The organism is Desulfoluna butyratoxydans (assembly GCF_900699765.1).
Lineage (GTDB): Bacteria > Desulfobacterota > Desulfobacteria > Desulfobacterales > Desulfolunaceae > Desulfoluna > Desulfoluna butyratoxydans.
In genome coordinates this window covers 181,859-200,279 of record NZ_CAADHO010000002.1, presented here as the reverse complement: position 1 = coordinate 200,279, position 18,421 = coordinate 181,859, and the positions used below count along the sequence as shown (strand labels likewise).

12 protein-coding genes are annotated in these 18,421 nt (G+C 61.2%); 10 read left to right on the top strand and 2 right to left on the bottom strand.

All coding sequences use genetic code 11. The annotated features are described in order from the left end of the window. Nucleotides 1-98 precede the first annotated feature (98 nt). The 7 genes from MSL71_RS06000 to MSL71_RS05970 all read left to right on the top strand — a co-directional run bounded on the left by MSL71_RS06000 (nt 99) and on the right by MSL71_RS05970 (nt 11,181). Nucleotides 99-3,668, top strand: coding sequence for a homocysteine S-methyltransferase family protein (locus tag MSL71_RS06000; protein WP_180137809.1), 3,570 nt, complete (start codon nt 99-101; stop codon nt 3,666-3,668). A 397-nt stretch (nt 3,669-4,065) separates the two neighbouring features. Continuing rightward, complete coding sequence (locus MSL71_RS05995) at nt 4,066-4,338, top strand: BrnT family toxin (RefSeq protein ID WP_180137807.1); 273 nt, start codon at nt 4,066-4,068, stop codon at nt 4,336-4,338. Next, a complete protein-coding gene (locus MSL71_RS05990) occupies nt 4,322-4,582 on the top strand; it encodes a BrnA antitoxin family protein (RefSeq protein WP_180137804.1) in 261 nt (86 codons plus the stop codon). Before MSL71_RS05995 ends, MSL71_RS05990 begins: the two co-directional genes overlap by 17 nt. 419 nt (nt 4,583-5,001) lie before the next feature. Beyond that, nucleotides 5,002-7,893 carry an excinuclease ABC subunit UvrA gene (gene uvrA, locus MSL71_RS05985; RefSeq protein ID WP_180137802.1) on the top strand — a complete coding sequence of 964 codons (2,892 nt, stop codon included), beginning with the start codon at nt 5,002-5,004 and terminating at the stop codon, nt 7,891-7,893. A gap of 563 nt (nt 7,894-8,456) precedes the next feature. Next, the gene (locus MSL71_RS05980; protein WP_180137799.1) at nt 8,457-9,221 is read left to right on the top strand and encodes a hypothetical protein; all 765 of its coding nucleotides are present in this window, start codon (nt 8,457-8,459) and stop codon (nt 9,219-9,221) included. Between the two features lie 22 nt (nt 9,222-9,243). Further along, complete coding sequence (locus MSL71_RS05975; RefSeq protein ID WP_180137797.1) at nt 9,244-10,062, top strand: DnaJ domain-containing protein; 819 nt, start codon at nt 9,244-9,246, stop codon at nt 10,060-10,062. A 306-nt stretch (nt 10,063-10,368) separates the two neighbouring features. Beyond that, nucleotides 10,369-11,181, top strand: coding sequence for a 2-amino-3,7-dideoxy-D-threo-hept-6-ulosonate synthase (locus MSL71_RS05970; RefSeq protein WP_180137795.1), 813 nt, complete (start codon nt 10,369-10,371; stop codon nt 11,179-11,181). Nucleotides 11,182-11,475: 294 nt separating this feature from the next. Here the strand turns inward: MSL71_RS05970 and MSL71_RS05965 are convergent, their stop codons facing one another. Together MSL71_RS05965 and MSL71_RS05960 are read right to left on the bottom strand one after the other, a co-directional pair. Next, nucleotides 11,476-13,227 carry a CocE/NonD family hydrolase gene (locus MSL71_RS05965; protein ID WP_180137794.1) on the bottom strand — a complete coding sequence of 584 codons (1,752 nt, stop codon included), beginning with the start codon at nt 13,225-13,227 and terminating at the stop codon, nt 11,476-11,478. Between the two features lie 154 nt (nt 13,228-13,381). After that, nucleotides 13,382-14,221 (bottom strand): glycosyltransferase family 2 protein, encoded by an 840-nt coding sequence (locus tag MSL71_RS05960; protein WP_180137792.1) that lies wholly within the window; start codon nt 14,219-14,221, stop codon nt 13,382-13,384. A 156-nt stretch (nt 14,222-14,377) separates the two neighbouring features. On the opposite strand from MSL71_RS05960, the gene MSL71_RS05955 reads away from it, so the two are divergent. From MSL71_RS05955 to MSL71_RS05945, 3 genes are all read left to right on the top strand, one after another. Continuing rightward, entirely contained in the window at nt 14,378-14,848 is a 471-nt protein-coding gene (locus MSL71_RS05955; RefSeq protein WP_180137790.1) for an HAD family hydrolase, read from the top strand. A gap of 523 nt (nt 14,849-15,371) precedes the next feature. Further along, complete coding sequence (locus tag MSL71_RS05950; protein WP_180137789.1) at nt 15,372-16,028, top strand: TetR/AcrR family transcriptional regulator; 657 nt, start codon at nt 15,372-15,374, stop codon at nt 16,026-16,028. After that, nucleotides 16,028-18,403 carry a TolC family protein gene (locus MSL71_RS05945; protein WP_180137787.1) on the top strand — a complete coding sequence of 792 codons (2,376 nt, stop codon included), beginning with the start codon at nt 16,028-16,030 and terminating at the stop codon, nt 18,401-18,403. Before MSL71_RS05950 ends, MSL71_RS05945 begins: the two co-directional genes overlap by 1 nt. Nucleotides 18,404-18,421 lie beyond the last annotated feature (18 nt).

Below are 18,421 nucleotides of genomic sequence, written 5' to 3'. Positions count from 1 at the left end.
TTTTAAAAGTTTGGCCCCCGGCAGGGCCGCCGGAGGCAAACGCTTTTCGGTTTTACAGATTTTATGGATACGATTTACATACGAAGGTGTGATTGACGATGACGAAGCACGAAGAATTTTTGCGGTATGTGAAGGACAACGTGGTGTTCCTGGACGGCGCCATGGGGACCATGATTCAGCAGCTGGGGCTCACCCCTGCGGATTTCGGGGGGGAGTCGTATGTGATGCTGAGCGACCTGCTCAGTTTTTCCCGGCCCGATGATTTGATGGACATCCATCTGCAGTATCTGCGGGCCGGGGCCCATGCCATTGAGACCAACACCTTTGGTGCCAGCGCCCTGCGCCTTGAGGAGTACGATTTCACGGACCTTGACACCACGGCGTTTCGCGGCGTGCCCGAGGGCGTGGACCTGGCTTCCCTCTCCTCCCATGAGATGGCCCGGGAGATGAGCCTTGCGGCCGCGGCCGTGGCCCGTCGGGCTGTGGATGCCCACAAGGCCGATGCCGATTACGACGGCCGTCCCCTGTACGTGGTGGGGTCCATCGGGCCGTCCAACTACGTGCTCTCTCCCACGGACGCCGACCTCAAGCGGGGCACCTGGGAGCTCATCGAGGAGAACTTTTTTCACCAGGTCACGGCCCTCATCGACGGCGGGGTGGACATCCTCCTTTTGGAGACCCAGCAGGATATCCTGGAGCTGAAAGCGGCCGTGGCCGGAGCCAAAAAGGCCATGGACGAAAAAGGCGTTCGCCTGCCCCTCATGGCACAGGTGACGGTGAACGAATTCTCCCGCATGCAGATCTTCAACACGGAGATCGTGGCGGCCTCCACCACCCTTGCGGCCTGCGGTGTGGATGTGTTCGGCATCAACTGCTCCATCGGTCCGGACCTGATGGAACCCACCATCAAGAAGCTGTCCGAGACCCAGGACATTCCCATCTCCGTGCTTCCCAACGCGGGCATGCCCGAGTCCGAGTTCGGCCGCACCGTTTATAAGCTGGGGCCGGACCTCTTTGCCGATCAGCTGGAAAAATTTGTCACCCGGTACGGGGTGAACATGGTGGGGGGGTGCTGCGGCACCAGCCCGGACCATATCCGGGCGATCTCCGATCGCCTTAAGGGCGTGGCCCCTGCCCGGCGGCAGCCCGACGGCCTCCTGCGCCTCTCCGGGCCCCAGGAGAGCGTGGCCATCGAAGAGGGGGAGTTCCTCCGTATCGGCGAGCGGCTCAACGTGCGCGGCTCCAAAAAGGTACGGGACGCCGTGGAGAGCGAAGGCCCCATGGACGTGGACGCCCTGGCCGAGGTGGTGCGGGAGCAGATCGAAGACCTGGGCACCTCGGTCCTCGACGTCTGCATGGACTCCAACGTGGTGGACACCGCCGAGGTGCTGCCCGAGGTGATCCAGGCCATGACCGGCGATTTCCGCGGCGTCATGAGCATCGACTCCTTTGACCCCGAGGCCCTGGCAGAAGGGGTGAAGGCCTACCCGGGACGTCCCCTGATCAACTCCATCTCCATGGAGAGCGTGGAGGGCGGCATCAGCAAAGCCGAACAGATTTTGAAAACCACGGCCTTTCACTCGCCCCTGTACATCGGCCTCTGCGCCGACGACACCGGCCCGGCCCAGAAGGCGGACGAAAAGGTGCGCATCGCCAAGGCCATGGCCGATGTGTGCGGCACCTACGGCATCGCCCCCCGCCAGCTCTTTGTGGACATCAACGCCTTTCCCATCGGCTCCGAATCCGAAGAGGGGCTCAACTTCGCCATGGAGTCCCTCAACTCTATCCCGAAGATCAAGGCCCTGGCACCCGGTCTCAAGACCACCATCGGGGTGAGCAACCTCACCAACGGCCTGGCCAAGAAACCCTACATGCGCATGGTGCTGACCTCCGTCTTCCTGGACGAAGGCAAAAAGCTCGGCCTGGACGCGGCCATTGTCAACCCCAACCATTATGTGCCCGTGGAGAGCATCGACAAAAAGGACTACGACCTGGCCCTTGCCATCATCCTCAAGCGGGACATGGACGCCTATGCCGAGTTGGAAGAGGTGGCCGAAGCCAAGAGCGGCCTGCGCAAGGTGAAGAAGAAGAACTACGACGACCTGCCCGCAGACGAGGCGGTGTGTGAGCGCATCAAGGACGGGGTTCGCGAAGCCCGGCCCGGCACCCTGGAGGTTCGCGGTGCCGAGTTTGCCTACAAGGACGCCGTGGTGGTTCAGGCCGCCGAGGCCCTGAAGACCATCGAGCCCATCGACTTCATCTCCGGCCACCTCATGGCGGCCATGGAGGAGCTGGGGGCCCGCTTTGCCCGGGGCGAGGTCTCCCTGCCCCACCTGCTCAAGTCCGCCGACGTCATGAAGCAGGTGATGACGTACATCGAAGCGGTGCTGGGCACCTCCGAAGGGGGCGCGGTCTCTTATAAAGGAACCCTGGTGCTGGGCACCGTGTTCCAGGATGTTCACAGCATCGGCAAGGATCTTACCCGCACCTTGCTGGAAAACTACGGCTACCGGGTCATCGACCTGGGGGTCCAGGTGCCCCTGGCGGATTTCATCGAGACCGCCAAGCGGGAGAAGGCAGACGCCATCGGCATGAGCTCCCTTCTGGTCCAGACCGCAGGCCACATGATCACCGTGGCGGCCATGGCCAAAGAAGCCGGGCTGGATCTTCCCATTCTCATCGGGGGCGCTCCCGTGAACATGAAGCACGCGGCCTCCGTGGCCATGGCAGGGGACGAGAACCCCGAGGCCATGAGGAAAGACGTCTTCTACTGCGACTCCTCCATGACCTGCGTCAACGTCATGGAGCACCTCTGCTCCGATGATCGCGACGCCTTTATCGAGGCCAACGGCGAGGCCCTCAAAGCCGCCCTGGGCGGAAAGCCCAAGGCAGCACCCGAAGAGCTGCCCGCCCTGGGGATCTCCTTTGAAGGGCTCAGCGACTCCATCTGCCACGGCACCATCACCTTTTCGCCCAGGGTGGAGGACATTCCCCTCAACCGAAAATCCCTGCTGGCCCTGAACTGGCGGGAAGGGAGCCGCAGCAAGCGCCTGGAGCGGGGGCTCACCGACGAGGCCGCCGATGCCGAGATCGATGCCTGGATCAAGAATGCCGGTGAGAACGGCTGGGTGGTGCCCAAGGGGCGCGTGGCCCTCTACCCCTGCAACAGCGAGGGCGACGACCTCATCGTCTACGATCCCGACGCCCATGACGTGGAGCTCTGCCGCATTCCCATGCCCCCCATGGCCGTGGACGGCAAAAAGGTGAGCCTGGCCCGCTATTTCCGCCCTGTGGGAGACGGCGTCACAGACGTGGTGGGTTTCCAGATGGCAACAGCCGGAAAGGCCTCAGCCTCCCAGGTGAACGCCTTTCAGGAAGCCAACGAATCCGCCTCCGCCCATCTCCTCCAGGGCGTGGCCGACCGCGTGGCCGAAGACTTCGCCGCCCTGCTCAATGAGCGGGTCAAGAAGATGGCAGGATTTTCCAACGGGAACGGCAAGCGCTTCAGCCCCGGCTACCCAGGTGTGAACATCGAAGCCAACCGCCAGATCTTCGACCTGCTGGGAGGCGAAAGCCTGGGCGCCGTCCTCACCGACGCCGGGGGCTTCTACCCCACCAGCTCCACTGCCGCCATCGTCTGCTTCCACCCTGAGGTGAAATATTTCTAAGGGCGAAAAAGCCTTGCCTCCGGCGGCGAGGTGAGCCACCTCGAAAGCTGATTGCCCTTGCGCTTTGTCCCTCGTTCCTCGGGCCAAAGCGCAAGGGCCTTCGACTCGGGCTTCGCCCGACATAAACGCTGATGGTTTGTTCGGGTTGGTCCACAAGCTTCGACGTAACAGGATACGTTGTCGTCGCTTGTTCCTTATCGATTTAACCGCACTGCCTCCGGCGTCGCTGCCGAAGGCTTGCTGAATCGTCACGCTTTTTTATATCTTTTCCCCATCCATTTTTTTGTTGCCGCATTGATTCAGGAGCTATCGCAAGAGGTTCATCATCGCGGCGTGTTCATCAATAAAATACGTCCAGCTATTGGTTTATGCATACGACATATGTATAATTTAACCCATGGAAATCATATGGGACCCTGATAAAGCTGCGCTGAATATGATCAAGCACGGTGTTCGGTTTTCTGATGCTGAGGCAGCGCTGTGGGATGCCCTTGCCCTGACTTTGGAAGAGCAGGTCCATGCCGGAGAAAAACGGCATGTCACGCTTGGCATGTCGATGACAGGTTTCCTGGTGGTTGTCGTGTATGTGTATCGCGGAGAGTGCATACGCATTATTTCGGCTCGAAAAGCGACAAAGCGCGAGAGGAAAAGTTATGGAAAAGGAATATGATTTTACAAAGGGGAAGAGGGGGGCCGTGGTTCGGCAACCCGGCAAGACCCGGATCACCATCTATCTTGACAATGATGTGATTGATGCCTTCAGGGCAAAGGCTGAGTCGTCGGGCCAGGGGTACCAGACCTTGATCAACGATGCCCTGAGGCGGGCGTTGGCCCTTGCCGATGTCCCGTTGACGGAGGCACGGCTTCGTGAGGTGATCCGTGAAGAGCTGAGTGGTTATGGGGAGGAGTCGTGATGGTATCTCCTCTGTGCGGGCCCCATTACGGTTTTCGGCAGGATTATTTCTGGCTGGTGTGATGGATGGGCCTCGACCCTTGAAGTGCAAGGGGTCGGCAATGAACGAAAAAAGCAGCAGCCGTTTCCTGGGTCAATCGTCTTGACAACAGCCGGTTCAGGTACCACATTGTAGGGGTTTCACGATGCGTTGCGCATTGTGAGACCCCTTTGTTTTTGGTTTGAAAACACCAGCGAAAAGCCAGGCCCAAGGCTTTCTCTGCCACGGGCGCAGCCCGTCAGCGAATGTGAGCGGCCTGAGGAACGAAGGCCGGGAGCATTCGCCTTCTGGGGTGCAGGGGATCATCCCCTGCCCGTCGGAGGCTTTTTGGGTTTTTGCTGTTTTACAGTTGAAGGTGGTGACGGACGATGGACGAGACAATGGATACCAAAGGTGTGGAGCTGGACGCGGTGCTTGTGAAGGGTGCCCGGGAGCACAACCTCAAGAATATAGACATAGCCATCCCCAAGAAGAAGCTGGTGGTGGTGACCGGGGTGTCGGGCTCGGGCAAATCGAGCCTGGCATTCGATACGATTTATGCCGAGGGGCAGCGTCGGTATGTGGAGTCACTCTCTGCGTATGCCCGCCAGTTCATCGGCCAGATGGAAAAGCCCAAGTACGAGACCATAAGGGGCCTTTCTCCCACCATCTCCATCGAGCAGAAGGCGGCGAGCAAGAACCCGCGCTCCACGGTGGGGACCATCACGGAGATTTACGACTACCTGCGCGTGCTCTTTGCCCGTGTGGGGGAGCAGCACTGCATCAAGTGCGGAAAAAAAGTGGGCAGAGGCGATGCCGAGTCCATGGTGAAGCAGATTCTGGAGCTTCCCCCTGCCACGAAAATCCTGATCCTGGCCCCCTTGGTGGAGAACCGCAAAGGGGAGCACAAGGACCTCTTTGAGCAGTTGCGCAATGATGGTTTTGGCCGGGTGCGCATCGACGGGGTGGTCCATGAGCTGGAAGACGTCCAGGGCCTGGCCAAGAATAAAAAACACAACATCGAGGTGGTTGTGGACCGCCTGGCCATCAAGAAGGGCGAGGAGTTCCGCAAGCGTCTTACGGACTCGGTGGAGACGGCCCTGAAGAGCGGCAGCGGGGAGATCATCCTCCACGTGGTGGGCCGGGAGGACATCCGCATGAGCGAGGCGCGGTCCTGCTGCGGCATCGCCTATCCTGAGCCCGAACCCTCCCTCTTCTCTTTCAACTCCCCCCTGGGCATGTGCCCGGAGTGCAACGGCATCGGCACCCACCTCGTCATGGACGAGGAGAAGATCGTGCCCGACCCTTCCCTGACCATCCGCCAGGGCGCGGTGGTACCCTGGAAGAACTATTTTCTGAAGCAGGAAGACCTGGGGGCCGGGGGCTGGGGCGTAAGTCAGCTTCTGGCCATGGAGGAGCAGTGGGGCATCGACTTCGACACCCCCTGGGAGCAGATGGACCTCTGGATGAAGGAGATCATCCTCTTCGGCTCCAACGGCAAGACCCTGGTGGTGGACTGGAACTCCAAGTCCGTAAAGGGGGAGGTGACCACCTCCTTCGAGGGGCTGGTCCATGAGATGATGCGTCGCTACCACCAGAGCCACTCCGAGCGCCGCAAGAAGTGGTACGCCTCCTTCATGAGCTCCAAGCGGTGCCGGAGCTGCGAAGGCAGGCGCCTGAAGCCCGAGGTGCTGAACATCCTCATCGACGGGGTCTCCATCATCGACGTCACGGCCATGACCATCACCCAGGCCCATGGCTTTATCCGGGACCTGGACCTGTCGGGCAATCGCCGGGTTATCGCCGAAGAGCTGGTGAAAGAGATCGGGGACCGCCTGGGCTTTCTGGTGAACGTGGGCCTTGATTACCTCACCCTGGACCGCAGCGGGCCCACCCTGTCCGGCGGCGAGTCTCAGCGGATCCGCCTTGCTTCCCAGGTGGGGTCTGAGCTCACCGGGGTTCTCTACATCCTGGACGAGCCCTCCATCGGCCTGCATCAGCGGGACAACGTCAAGCTCTTGAAGACCCTCTGCCACCTGCGTGACATCGGCAACAGTCTTATTGTGGTGGAGCACGACCAGGAGACCATCGAGTGCGCGGACTGGGTGGTGGACATGGGCCCCGGCGCCGGCCATCTCGGCGGGCAGGTGGTGGCCGAGGGCACCCCGGACTCCCTCATGGACCAGCCCCACTCCCTCACCGGGGATTACCTGTCGGGCAGGCGCGCCATCGAGGTGCCGGAGACGAGGCGCCCGGTGAAGAAGAAGGGCCATCCCAGGGTGGTGGTGAAGGGGGCCGTGGAGAACAACCTCAAGGGAGATGACGTGGCCGTTCCCCTGGGGCTCTTTGTGGCGGTGACCGGGGTATCCGGTGCCGGAAAATCCACCCTGATCAATCAGATCCTCTACCCGGCCCTCTCCCGCCGTCTCAACGGGGGCACCATGCAGGTGGGGCGTCACAAAAAGATCGAGGGGCTGGAGCATCTGGACAAGGTGATCAACATCGACCAGCGGCCCATCGGCCGCACCCCGCGAAGCAACCCGGCCACCTACACCAAGGTGTTCGACCACATCCGGGACCTGTTTGCCATGCTCCCCGAGTCCCAGGCCCGGGGGTACAAAAAGGGGCGCTACTCCTTCAACGTCAAGGGTGGGCGCTGTGAGACCTGTTGCGGGGACGGCTTCCTCAAGGTGGAGATGCACTTTCTGGCCGACGTCTACGTCCCCTGCGAGAGCTGCAAGGGCAAGCGGTTCAACGAAGCCACCCTGGAGATCAAGTACAACGGCCATTCCATCAGTGATGTTCTGGACCTTTCCGTGCGACAGGCCCGGGATCTCTTTGAGAACCATCCCAAGATCACGGCCATCCTGGACACCCTGCTGGACGTGGGGCTCGGTTACATCAAGCTGGGGCAGGCCGCCACCACCCTTTCCGGTGGTGAGGCCCAGCGCATCAAGCTGGCCCGGGAGCTCTCCAAGCGAAGCACCGGCCGGACCCTTTACATCCTGGATGAGCCCACCACCGGCCTTCATTTCGAGGACGTGCGCAAGCTCCTTGAGGTGCTGCAGCGCCTCACCGAAGGGGGCAACACTGTGCTGGTCATCGAACACAACCTTGATGTGATCAAGAGCGCCGACTGGATCGTGGACATGGGGCCCGACGGCGGCGAAGGTGGCGGCCGCGTGGTGGTGGCGGGCACCCCCGAACAGGTGGCTGCCTCCGGAAAAGGGTACACAGCGCCTTTTCTGGCCGACATGCTCCATGTGGACGGTCTGAAGAAGCTGGCCAACTGAGGCATGGGCCGGTGACGTAACCTGTTTTGCCGGGGTTTCAACAGGTTGCCTGCGATAAAGGCCGACGGCGGCGCCTGAGACGGGGCGCCGCCGTTTCCCCTGGTCACGGTGTCGCGGGGATGAAAAACCGGGTCTTGCAGCGTCGGTCGTGGTATACTTTATATCATATGACTTGAGGCGCGTGCCCCACGCCCCCCCTGTAACCACCTGAAACAGGGCGCGTATCTCCGCAGCAGAGCCCTTCCCCGGATTGACAAGACAGGGCTGTTTCAGTATCATGAACGGCTTGATATTGGGCGCGGAGGGGCGATTGAAGGGCATCCATGCTCCACCGCAGACCATGCATCGCGAGTGCACAGCAACCCGCCCAGGGGATGGCAACACCACCCCCGCACCGAGGGAGGAGACCTGTACTGATGGCCTCGCAGACTCATGGATCAAGCCATTCTCTCCTGTCGGGAGGGGCGGTAACAGGTAAGGCGTAGGGTGGTGCGAGGCGCTATTTCACGTCGGCTAATTACAACGCATCATTAATTGGCGCTCAGAACCACGGGGTTGTTGACATGGAATCAGAAAACAGAAACCGCATCGGGGTGGCCTCACTCTTTGATGCGGAAGAGATAAAAGAGTACTTCAATACCTTTTTTATTCTTCTCTCGGGTATTGAATTCGTCATTTTTGTGGCGCACTTCATCGGCTCCATCGGCCCCGAAAGCGGCCCCTTCCCCTGGAAGCAATACTTCTTCGTCTCCTTCATCGCCCCCCTCGTCATGGTGTTCCTCATCGGCCTTGTGGTCATCGGCTTCAACTTCTATCTTTTTGGCAACGCCCCGGACATGGAACCGGAAGAAGGGGCGGACGGCGAGGAGGATGGACGCGGGCGCGGAAACCTGGGGCGCACCTTTCAGAGCTTTGTCTCCGTGATCCATCAGCTCCCTGCACTGGCGGGCATCTTCATCCTCGGGCTCGGTTCGGTGGTGCTCTACAAGCTCGACGTGATCCTGGCCACCATCGGCCATGTGGGGGAGCGAACGGCCTACTACCTCTTCATCGGCCTGGGCGCCCTGGTGGCAGGGACCCTCATCTTTCTTCTCTTCTGGCTTTTCTGGAAATTCAAGCTGCAGAAATACCAGATGGAGCAGCGGTGGAACTACCGCAACCGGGTGATGGAGAAGACCGGCCTGATTATCCTGGACAACAACACGGTGATCAACGAAGAGGGCAAGGTGCTTGTGACCGACGAGAGCCTTAAGCAGATTGAAGGCGATATCATCGACGAGAAGCTGCTCCCGGAGTTCGAGGACGTGGAAGAGCGCATCTCCCAATAAGACTATTTTTATAAGCAGGTTCATGGAACAGACCGACTACTATGCCACCCTCGACGTCACCAAGGACGCCGACGCGACCACCATCCGCGATGCCTATCGAAAGCTCGCGTTGATTCATCATCCCGACCGCAACCGGAACAACCCCGAGGCTGCGGAGAAGATGAAAGCCGTCAACGAAGCTTACGCCGTCCTCTCAGACCCGGACAAGCGGCGCAATTACGACGCCATGCGAAGTTCCTACGGCTCTGGTGCCGCCCATCGCTTCCGTCAGGATTATACCGATCAGGACATCTTCAAGGGCACGGACATCCATGCCATTTTCGAGGAGCTGGCCAAGGATTTCGGGTTTCGGGGGGGCGATGCCATCTTCAAGGAATTTTACGGCAGCGGCTGGAAATCCTTCCATGTCTCACGGCCCGGATTTTTCATGAAGGGCTCTTTTTTCAGGTCTTCGGGGGGCGGAAACCATCGAGGTGTGGAAGACAGAGGCTCCGGCGGCGGGTTTTTAGGCGGGCAGGCCGCGTCCCTTTTGGGCTCCCTTCTCTCCAAGGGCTCCAAAAAGGGCGGGGATGTCATGGACACCATCACCATTGAAAAAGCGCTGGCCGCATCCGGCGGCCCCTTTGCTTATTTTCATAAGGCCCGGGGAAAGAAGCTGGTGGTGAAGATTCCCCCCGGCGTGCGGGAAGGACAGAAGATTCGCCTCACCGGCATGGGAAAAGAGGGCAAAGGGGGCGGGCGACCCGGGAACCTCTACCTCAAAGTGGTCTACCGGAAAAATCTCTGGGAGCGCATCGTCAGCCTGATAGGGGCGGTGGGGCGCTTCGGCAACTCTAAATAGTAACGGTTTTAAGGTTTTTTCGGTCTGGGTTGATCAAAGGCATAACCCCTGCTTGACAAGGGGGACGGTGTTCTGGTAACACACTTGTTCATGAATCGATCACTCACCCACACCCGCGCATTTTTTTGGTTTTTCTGGTTTTTTACCTGCGCCTGGGGTGTTTGCCGATCGTATTGAACCAACCAAAACGACTAAGCAAAGGGCCGCAGGCGACGACAAGCCGGCGGCCTTTTTTTGTTTTTAAAAACCACACACCCACCAGCCGCCGCCGAAGCTCAACCCTGCAGAGCCGATGAAGGAGGAGCCATGCTTCTTGGAAAAGCCATCAGACTCGAACGCGTCTTCAACCGCAACACCGGAAAAACCATCATCGTCCCCATGGACCACGGGGTCACCGTGGGCCCCATCTACGGGGTGGTGGACCTGAAGGGCACCGTGGACAAGGTTGCCGAAGGCGGCGCCAACGCCGTGATTATGCACAAAGGGCTGCCGCGCCGGACCCACAGGGGCCACGGCAACGACATCGGCCTCATTATCCATCTCTCGGCAAGCACCGTGCTCTCTCCGTTCCCCAACGCCAAGACCCTGGTGGGCTCCGTGGAAGACGCCATCCGCCTGGGGGCCGACGCCATCTCCATCCACGTGAACTTAGGGGACGAAAAGGAGATGGAGATGCTGGAGTCCTTCGGCCGCATCAGCTCCGAGGCCGCTTCCTGGGGCATGCCGCTCCTGGCCATGGTCTACGCCCGTGGGGCCGGGATCCGGGATGAGTACGACGTGGAGGTGGTTAAGCACTCGGCGCGCCTGGCCGAAGAGCTCGGAGCCGACGTGGTGAAGGTGCCCTACACCGGATCCCCCGAAACCTTTGCCAAGGTGGTGGACGGCTGTTGCATCCCCGTGGTCATCGCCGGAGGGCCCAAGATGTCCAGTCACAGGGACATCGTGCAGATGGTCTACGATGCCAACCAGGCCGGAGGCGCGGGCCTCTCCATCGGCCGCAACGTCTTCCAGGACGAGAACCCCGCCCTCCTCGTGAAGGCCTTGAACGGCGTGGTGCACCAGGGGAAAGGTGTGGACGAGACCATGGATTTTCTGGAGGCCCATCTTCAAGGGGCATAGCCGGAGACGGCTCCCGGGAAAAAGCCCGGGCAGGGAAAACAAAAGAGGCAGGTTCACACATGATAAGCGCCGCTGCAGAGAGATTGCAGCGGCGCTTTTTTTGTGACGATTCAAACGCCTGCCCCCGGCGGCAAGGTGTGCCACCTTGAAAGCAGGTAGCGGATGTGATTTGCCCCTCGTTCCTCGGGGCAAATCACATCCGCATTTAAAACGGCACTCATGCACATATTTTTTTATGACCTGTATGTTGAACTTTTTAAACGGTTAGCCCCCGGCAGATTTAAACAGGGGCGTTTACTGCAGCCACGGAATTTCGAGGAACGAGCCTTCACCGTAATGGAAGGTGATGTCGAATCCTTCGTCCGAAGGCCTGCTGTAGGAGATGTCAAAGGTATCGATGGCCACGGCCAGGCGGTGGCCCTTGGGAACATTTGCTGCGGTGGTGATGAAGTTGAACTCGTAGGTCTTGGCCATTCCCGGCTCCGCGCTGGGCATGAGACGGTCCGACTCCACCAGGACCAGCGGGGCGTGGGAGATGAGGGTCCCGATGCCCAGGGCATCCACGGTGTAGAGGTGGGCGATGAGCTGCACCCGCTGGGCAGACGGTGTGAGGGTAAGGCTGAGGGTGGGGGTACCCACCAGGGTGCGGGTTTGGCCCACCCGTTCCGTGGCAAAGACGATGGCCTTGCTGCGGCTGGACAGGGGCAGGCTGGCCGTGATGTTCAGGAACTGGGTGTGGGCCTCCAACAGGGAACTCAGCAGAGGGATCCCCAGGGTGAGTCCCGAGACAAGGCCTGAGGAAATGGTGTCCGACCCGTCCCCTGCCTGGGTTGCCAGCCCCCCTCTGTAGCTGTACCAGGGGCGGTGGGTGAGGTAGCGCTTCTCGGGCACGATGTCGTTATCAATGGGGGGCCGTGAGATGCCTTCGAGGTGGGTGCCGTTGATGTCCTTGATGTAAAGGTGGTCAAGGTAGTGGCGGTCTGTGGAGCTTTTGTTGTCGATGGAGATGGGCGGGTTGTCCATGATGCCTGTGTCCATCTCCTTCAAGTGTTCGTCGAACCAGGCGTAGGCCCGGTTCCAGACGATGTTGGGCATGCCGATAAGGCCTGATCCCTCGGTCGTGGCGTGGATTCCCCGGTTGAAGTCGATGCGCTTGGCCTTGACGTTGAGGCCGTAATAGAAGCGGAGCATCTGGTTGGGGGTAAACAGAAAATCCTGAAGGTTGGTGCTGATGCATACTGCCAGGTCCCGGTCCTCATCGTTGAACCGCTCCAGGAAATTGACGGGGGAGCGCTCCAGGGCCCAGGGAAGCAGGGTATCGAAATGGGCTTCGTGCTCATGGTTGAAGAGCTGATCCGTGATGATGCTGAGCTCGGGGTCCAGGTTGGCGGCGATCTCGCCCATGCCCACGAGGATCACCTTGACCCAGACCGGCTTGGGGCTCTGGTTGAGATAGAGTGAGTCCACCAGGTCTCCCCAGGGGACCATGGCCATGACCGCCTTGACCCGGGTGTCGAAGGCGGCCCCCATGAGGGAGAGGCCCCCGCCAAGGGAGATGCCGCACATGCCGATCCTGGCGTCGGAGTCGTCGGCGACGCTTCCGTCCGGAGCCTTTACGACCCCGGCTACCGGGGTGTTGGCCGTGAGCCAGTCAATGAGGGTGGTGATGTCGGATGTGTCCTTTCGACCTCCCACGTTCACCACGCCCTCGGACTGGCCCCAGCCCCTGGCGCTGTAGGAGAGGACGATGTAGCCCTTCTCACAGAAGGTTTTGGCCTGGACCCAGTACTCGTGCTCTTCCATGAGCCAGCTGTTGGGCATGACCAGGGCGGGGAATGTCTCCCCCGGTACCTTGGGCTCGGGAAGAAAGAGGTTGCAGGAGAGGGTGACCCCGTCTTCGGGGTTGGTGATGTGCAGTACTTCCTGATAGGTCCAGCGGTAGTCCGAGGGGCTGAGGGTAAAGGCTTCGCCGGGCATGGAGCCCATGGCATGGGCCGCTTGCATGGGGGCAAGGGCCAGGAGAAAAGCAGCTATCCATCGAATCATTGGGTGATCCTCCTTGGGTTGGAGACCTTTCCCGTGACATTCAGGGGGGGAGTGAAGGTCATGATGTGGAACGCTGTTTGTATGAATGAATTCGGTATTATGTTAGAGCAGGGTGGAGGGTAAATCAAGGATAAAGGGTAAGAATGAGAAGGGGTTAGCTGATTTTTGCCGGGATCGTCTGGTTAACCAGACGGGTGATGGCGTCGGCTTCCTCGTCCCGTCCGTGTTTTCGGCAGCCTCCGGCGTAAATCCGGCCTTTTTTTTCTAAAACAGCTCGTGTCGCCTCGGCCTGGGCCGTGGACAGGACGCCGCTTTTCAGCAGTTTCACCAGGGATTGGATGCGGAACCGGTCCAGAAACGGGGTTTTGGAGAGCTGATCGTCGTGGCCTCCGTGCTTGATCACCAAAGGGGACGGGGTGGTGTAGACAGGGGTTGTACAGGCGATTCTGAGCCAGAGGTCGTAGTCTTCGCAGGCGGGAAGGGCCTCGTCAAAGAGGCCGACCTCCTTCAAGAGGGTGCCATGGAGCATCACCGCCGACGGGCTCACCAGGCAGAGGTGGAGAGAGGCCTCAAAGATATCCCCGGAGGGTTTCTTGTGGTGCTTGCATGGGTTCACCCGCTTTCCGTTTCGGATCCAGAGCTCTTCGGTCTGGCAGATCCGCGCCTCGGGGTTGGCCTTGAAAAAGGCGGCCTGTTCCGAGAGCTTTTCCGGCAACCACCGGTCATCGGAGTCGAGGAAGGCGATGTACTCTCCCTGTGCCGCGGCAACCCCGTGGTTTCGCGCCCGGCTTACCCCTCCGTTGTCCAGGGTGATGACCTGAAGGGCGTTCCCGTACGCGGCCAGCAGTGCCGGGGTTTCGTCCGTGGAGCCGTCATCCACCACGATGAGTTCCACCTCGGGGTAGTCCTGGCCCAGGACGGAATCCACGGCGCCGGCCAGGGCCCAGGCCCGGTTGTATGTGGGGATGATCACGCTGATCAACGGGTTGTTCATTCTTCCTCCAGGGTGGTGTATGGTATAAGCATTCCGGCAGATAGCCGTGCCGCGTCTCCTTAAGTGCCGTGCAGGCCCATGGCCTGCGACCTTCAGGGAGGGCATGGGCGCATACTTAGCACTTTTTTCCAAAAAAATCGACGCGAGGGGGTTTCCATGATCACCGAATCCATTCCGGGTTTTTCCGATATTGCCGTTTCTCACCTGGTCCTTGACTACAACGGGACCCTTGCCCTGGACGGGAAACCCCTGGTGGGGGTCAGAGAGCGCATTGAGGCCCTGAGCGGGTCCCTGACCATTCACGTGGTCACCGCCGACACCTTTGGCCGGGCCGGGGACGCCCTGGCCGACTGGCCCGTGTTTCTCACCGTCCTGACCCCCGGGGAGGAGGCGGAGCAGAAGGCCACCTATGTGCAGACCCTGGGAGCCGATTCGGTGGTGGCCGTGGGCAACGGTCGCAACGATTGCCGCATGCTGAGCCTGGCCTGTGTGGGCGTGGCCGTCACCGGGCCGGAAGGGGCGGCCTCCCCTGCCCTGATGTCCGCGGACATCGTGTGCCCGGACGTGCTGGCAGCCCTGGACCTGCTTTTGCACCCCAATCGCCTGAAAGCCACCCTCCGGACCTGAATGGGTCTTGCGAAAGCGGTGGTGTAACGATTCCGCTCAAAAGCGCCTCCGGCGGCCCTGCCGGGGGGCAAGCTTTTGAAAAGTTTGATAAACAGGTCTTGCTCGCTTATCCAGAAACCTTCGCGAATGTCCTCACCCTGAGGAACGAAGGGAGAGGGCATTCGCAACCTGGGGTCCAGGGGTGGCGAAGCCACTTAGGCTAAAAATCCCCTGGCCGCCGGAGGCAGGCTTTTCTTGCCCACTTTAACCATAGAAGGCAAGCTGAACAGTTACCATCGATTCTTTCTTTATTTTTATGGCCACCGGCGCGTTTCGCCCCGCGGTTACGTCCGGTCGTCCCTTTCTCCCATGTTTTCTGATCCTTCTCCCCTGTCTGTTACCTGCGAATAAATATTGACATTCGAACGAACGTTCGTATATCTCCTATAACATTGTTTCTCTCATAAAAACCGAGTTTGCCGGGTGACGTGTTCTTTTTGTCCGCAGGGACGGGCACGCCGCCATGCCGGAGAAGGGACCCGTTATGCTGCCTTTCAAGTCGACCCGTCAGGCCATCATTGATGCCGCAGGGGCCTTGTTTGCCAGAAAGGGCCTCGACGGAACAGGTATCCGCGAAATCGTCAAAGAGGCGGGGACCTCCCTGTCGTCGGTGAATTATCATTTCACCAACAAGGAGGGGCTCTACCTGGCGTGTATCCGTCACATCATGGAGGAGAAACTGGACCTGCCCGGCCTGTTCGGCACCCTGGACACCGGAGAGTACACCACGCCGCAGCAGGTGTCCGATGTGATGGGGTACATGATGCACCGGTGCCTCCTGGCCCTGCTCGGGCCGGGGGTGCCCGAATGGTACGGCATCCTCATGGTTCGGTCCCGCATGGACCTGCACCCCAAATCGTCGCGGGCCCTCATGCGGCTGGAGGAGCCCCAGAAACTGAGGACCTTTGTTCGGGAGCATGTCCCGGGGGTCGGTGACTCCTTTGTGCAGTACTGGTATGTCAGCGTCATGGCCCAGATCCAGTACTACATCATGGAGCGGGAGGCGGTGCTCATGGCCTTTGACCTGCCCGGGTACGACAAACCTTTTTTAACGGCCACGGCCAGCTACATGGCCGAGAGCATGACACAGGTCCTGGGCCTTCCGGCCCCGGACCACCGAGAGGTGGCAAGGAGGCTTTGATGGGTGGTGGGAGGCGGTGGGCAGGCAGTGGGGGAAAAAGGGTGGCGGGGTGGGTGCTGGTCTGGCTGATCCTCCTTGGGGCGGCCGTGCCCCACGCGGCGCCGGTGCGCAGGGTCGTGGGGGTTGTTATCGGAGGCGCTGCTCCTTCCCAGGACGCCTTGCTCACGGGGGTGCGACGTGAACTTGCCACCCTTGCCGGGCCGGAGATGGAGCTGGTGCTCCCCGAAGACAAGGTGTGGCGGGGAGAGCCCACCCCGGAGGGCATGGATTCGGCCTTTGACGCCCTGGAGGCCGACGGCGAGGTTTCTCTGGGTGTGGCCCTGGGGTACGTGGCCTCGGGGGCGGCTGCAGAGAGGACCCGGTGGAACACCCCGGTGCTGGCCACCCACCTGCTGGTCCGGCCGGAGGTTTCAGCCCCCGGGTTCCGGGGCATTGTGGTGGGGCCCCTGATTCGCACGGGGCTGGGGCAGTTTTTCGGGGCAGTGACAGTGCCCCGGGTAACGGTCCTGGTGGATGAGCAGGCCCGGCCCATCCTTCCCCGCATCGAGGCGTTTCTGGGAACCGTTCCTTTTCTGCAGGAGGTGCCCTGGACCCTGCGCACGGTCCCTGCCCGGGGCGATGCCCTGCGTGAGGCGGTGCGACACGAAACGGGCGGGGTGATTTTTTCCCCGTTTCCCGGGATGTCCCAGGCGGCCATGGCCGGGGTGGCGGCTGAGCTCAGGGCCGGGAAGCGCCCCTCCTATGCCATGGGAGGAAGAAGGGATGTGGAGGCCGGGCTTCTCTTCGGTTCGGTGCCCAAGGGCGAGACAAGGCGTCTGGCCCGCCGGACGGCATTGACCCTGTACAGCATGGCCCGGGGTGAGACGGTGGGGTCGGACCGGGATGAGTGGGCCGTGGAGGGGACCCCCGTGATCCATGTGGGAACGGCAAAGGCCATCGGTTTTACGCCTCGCTGGGAACTGTACCGCTATGCGGAAAAGGTGGGGGAAGAGAGCCCGGAGCCGGTGCTGCTCTCCCTGGCGGAAGCCATGGAACGGGCCCGTCTGTACAACCCCGACCTGGCCTCGGAGGCCCGCCTGGTGGAGGCCGGGGCACAGGAGTCCAAGAAGGTGCTGGCGGCTTTGCTTCCCAGCATCGAGGCGTCGGTGACCGGGATCCGCATCGACGAGAACAGCGCGGAGAAGAGCCGGGGCACGGAGTCCGAGGATACCGTCAAAGGCAGCCTGACCCTGACCCAGGTGATCTATTCCGAAGCGGCCTTGAGCGGCTACAGCGCCTCCAAATCCTTTCAGCTCTCCCGAGAGGCGGAGCAGAAGGCCCGGGAGCTGGACAAAGCGCTGGCCGCGGGCCAGGCCTATATCAACCTGCTCAAGGCGCGCAGCCTGGCAGCCGTGCGCAAGGGAAACCTTGGGGTGACCCAGGAGAACCTGGAGAGGGCCCGTGCCCGGAAACAGGTGGGGGCCCTCAACCCGTCGGAGCTGTTCAGGTGGGAGAGCGAGGTGGCGAGCAATCGCACGGCGCTTCTCAACGCCCGGGTTCAGGTGCGGTTTGCGGCAAACGCCCTGAAGCGGCTGTGCGGCATGGAGGTGACCGATACGGTGGACACCCTGAACGGCGAGGCCGACCAGGCGGTTCTTTTGACCGTGCACCCTGCGTTCCGGGAGATGCTGGATCGGCCCACGGAGTTCGGGGCGCTGGTGGCCTCCTTAGTGGACGTGGGCCGGGAGGCCTCGCCGGAGCTTCTTCAGGTGGACCATGCCCTGACCTCGGGCCGTCGCCGTGTCCGGGGGGCTCGGCGTGCCTTCTACCTTCCGGAGGTGGCCCTGAAGGGGGCCGTCACCGAGATTTTCGACCGGGGAGGTTACGACCGGGTCTTGCCCAATTATGATGAGAAGGAGTGGTACGTGGCCATCCAGGCGAGCTTTCCCCTGGCCACGGGGGGCGAGCGCCTGGCTGATCTGAGGCAGGCGGCCGAGGAGACCTCGGCCCTCTCTTTGAAACGGCGTTATCTCATGACGGTCCTGGCCGAGCAGATCACCGACGCCGCCGACGCGGTCCAGGCCACCGGGGCCACCATCGGGCTGGCCGCCACCTCCCGGGATGCCGCTGAGAAAAACCTTGCCCTGGTCACCGACGCTTACGCCGAAGGGGCCGTGGCGGTGATTACCCTGCTGGACGCTCAGAACACGGCGGTTTCAGCGCGTATTGCCGCAGACAATGCAGTCTACGATCACATGGCGGCCATGCTTCGACTCCAGCGTTTGCTGGGGCGGTTGGATTTTTCCGGGGGGGCCGGAGAGACGATGGTCAGGCGGCTCGCAAAGGCCGCAGCAGAGGAGGTTGGGAGCAGAGACGCGGGCATGGCGCCGATGTGATTGCCGGCCACGTGATGC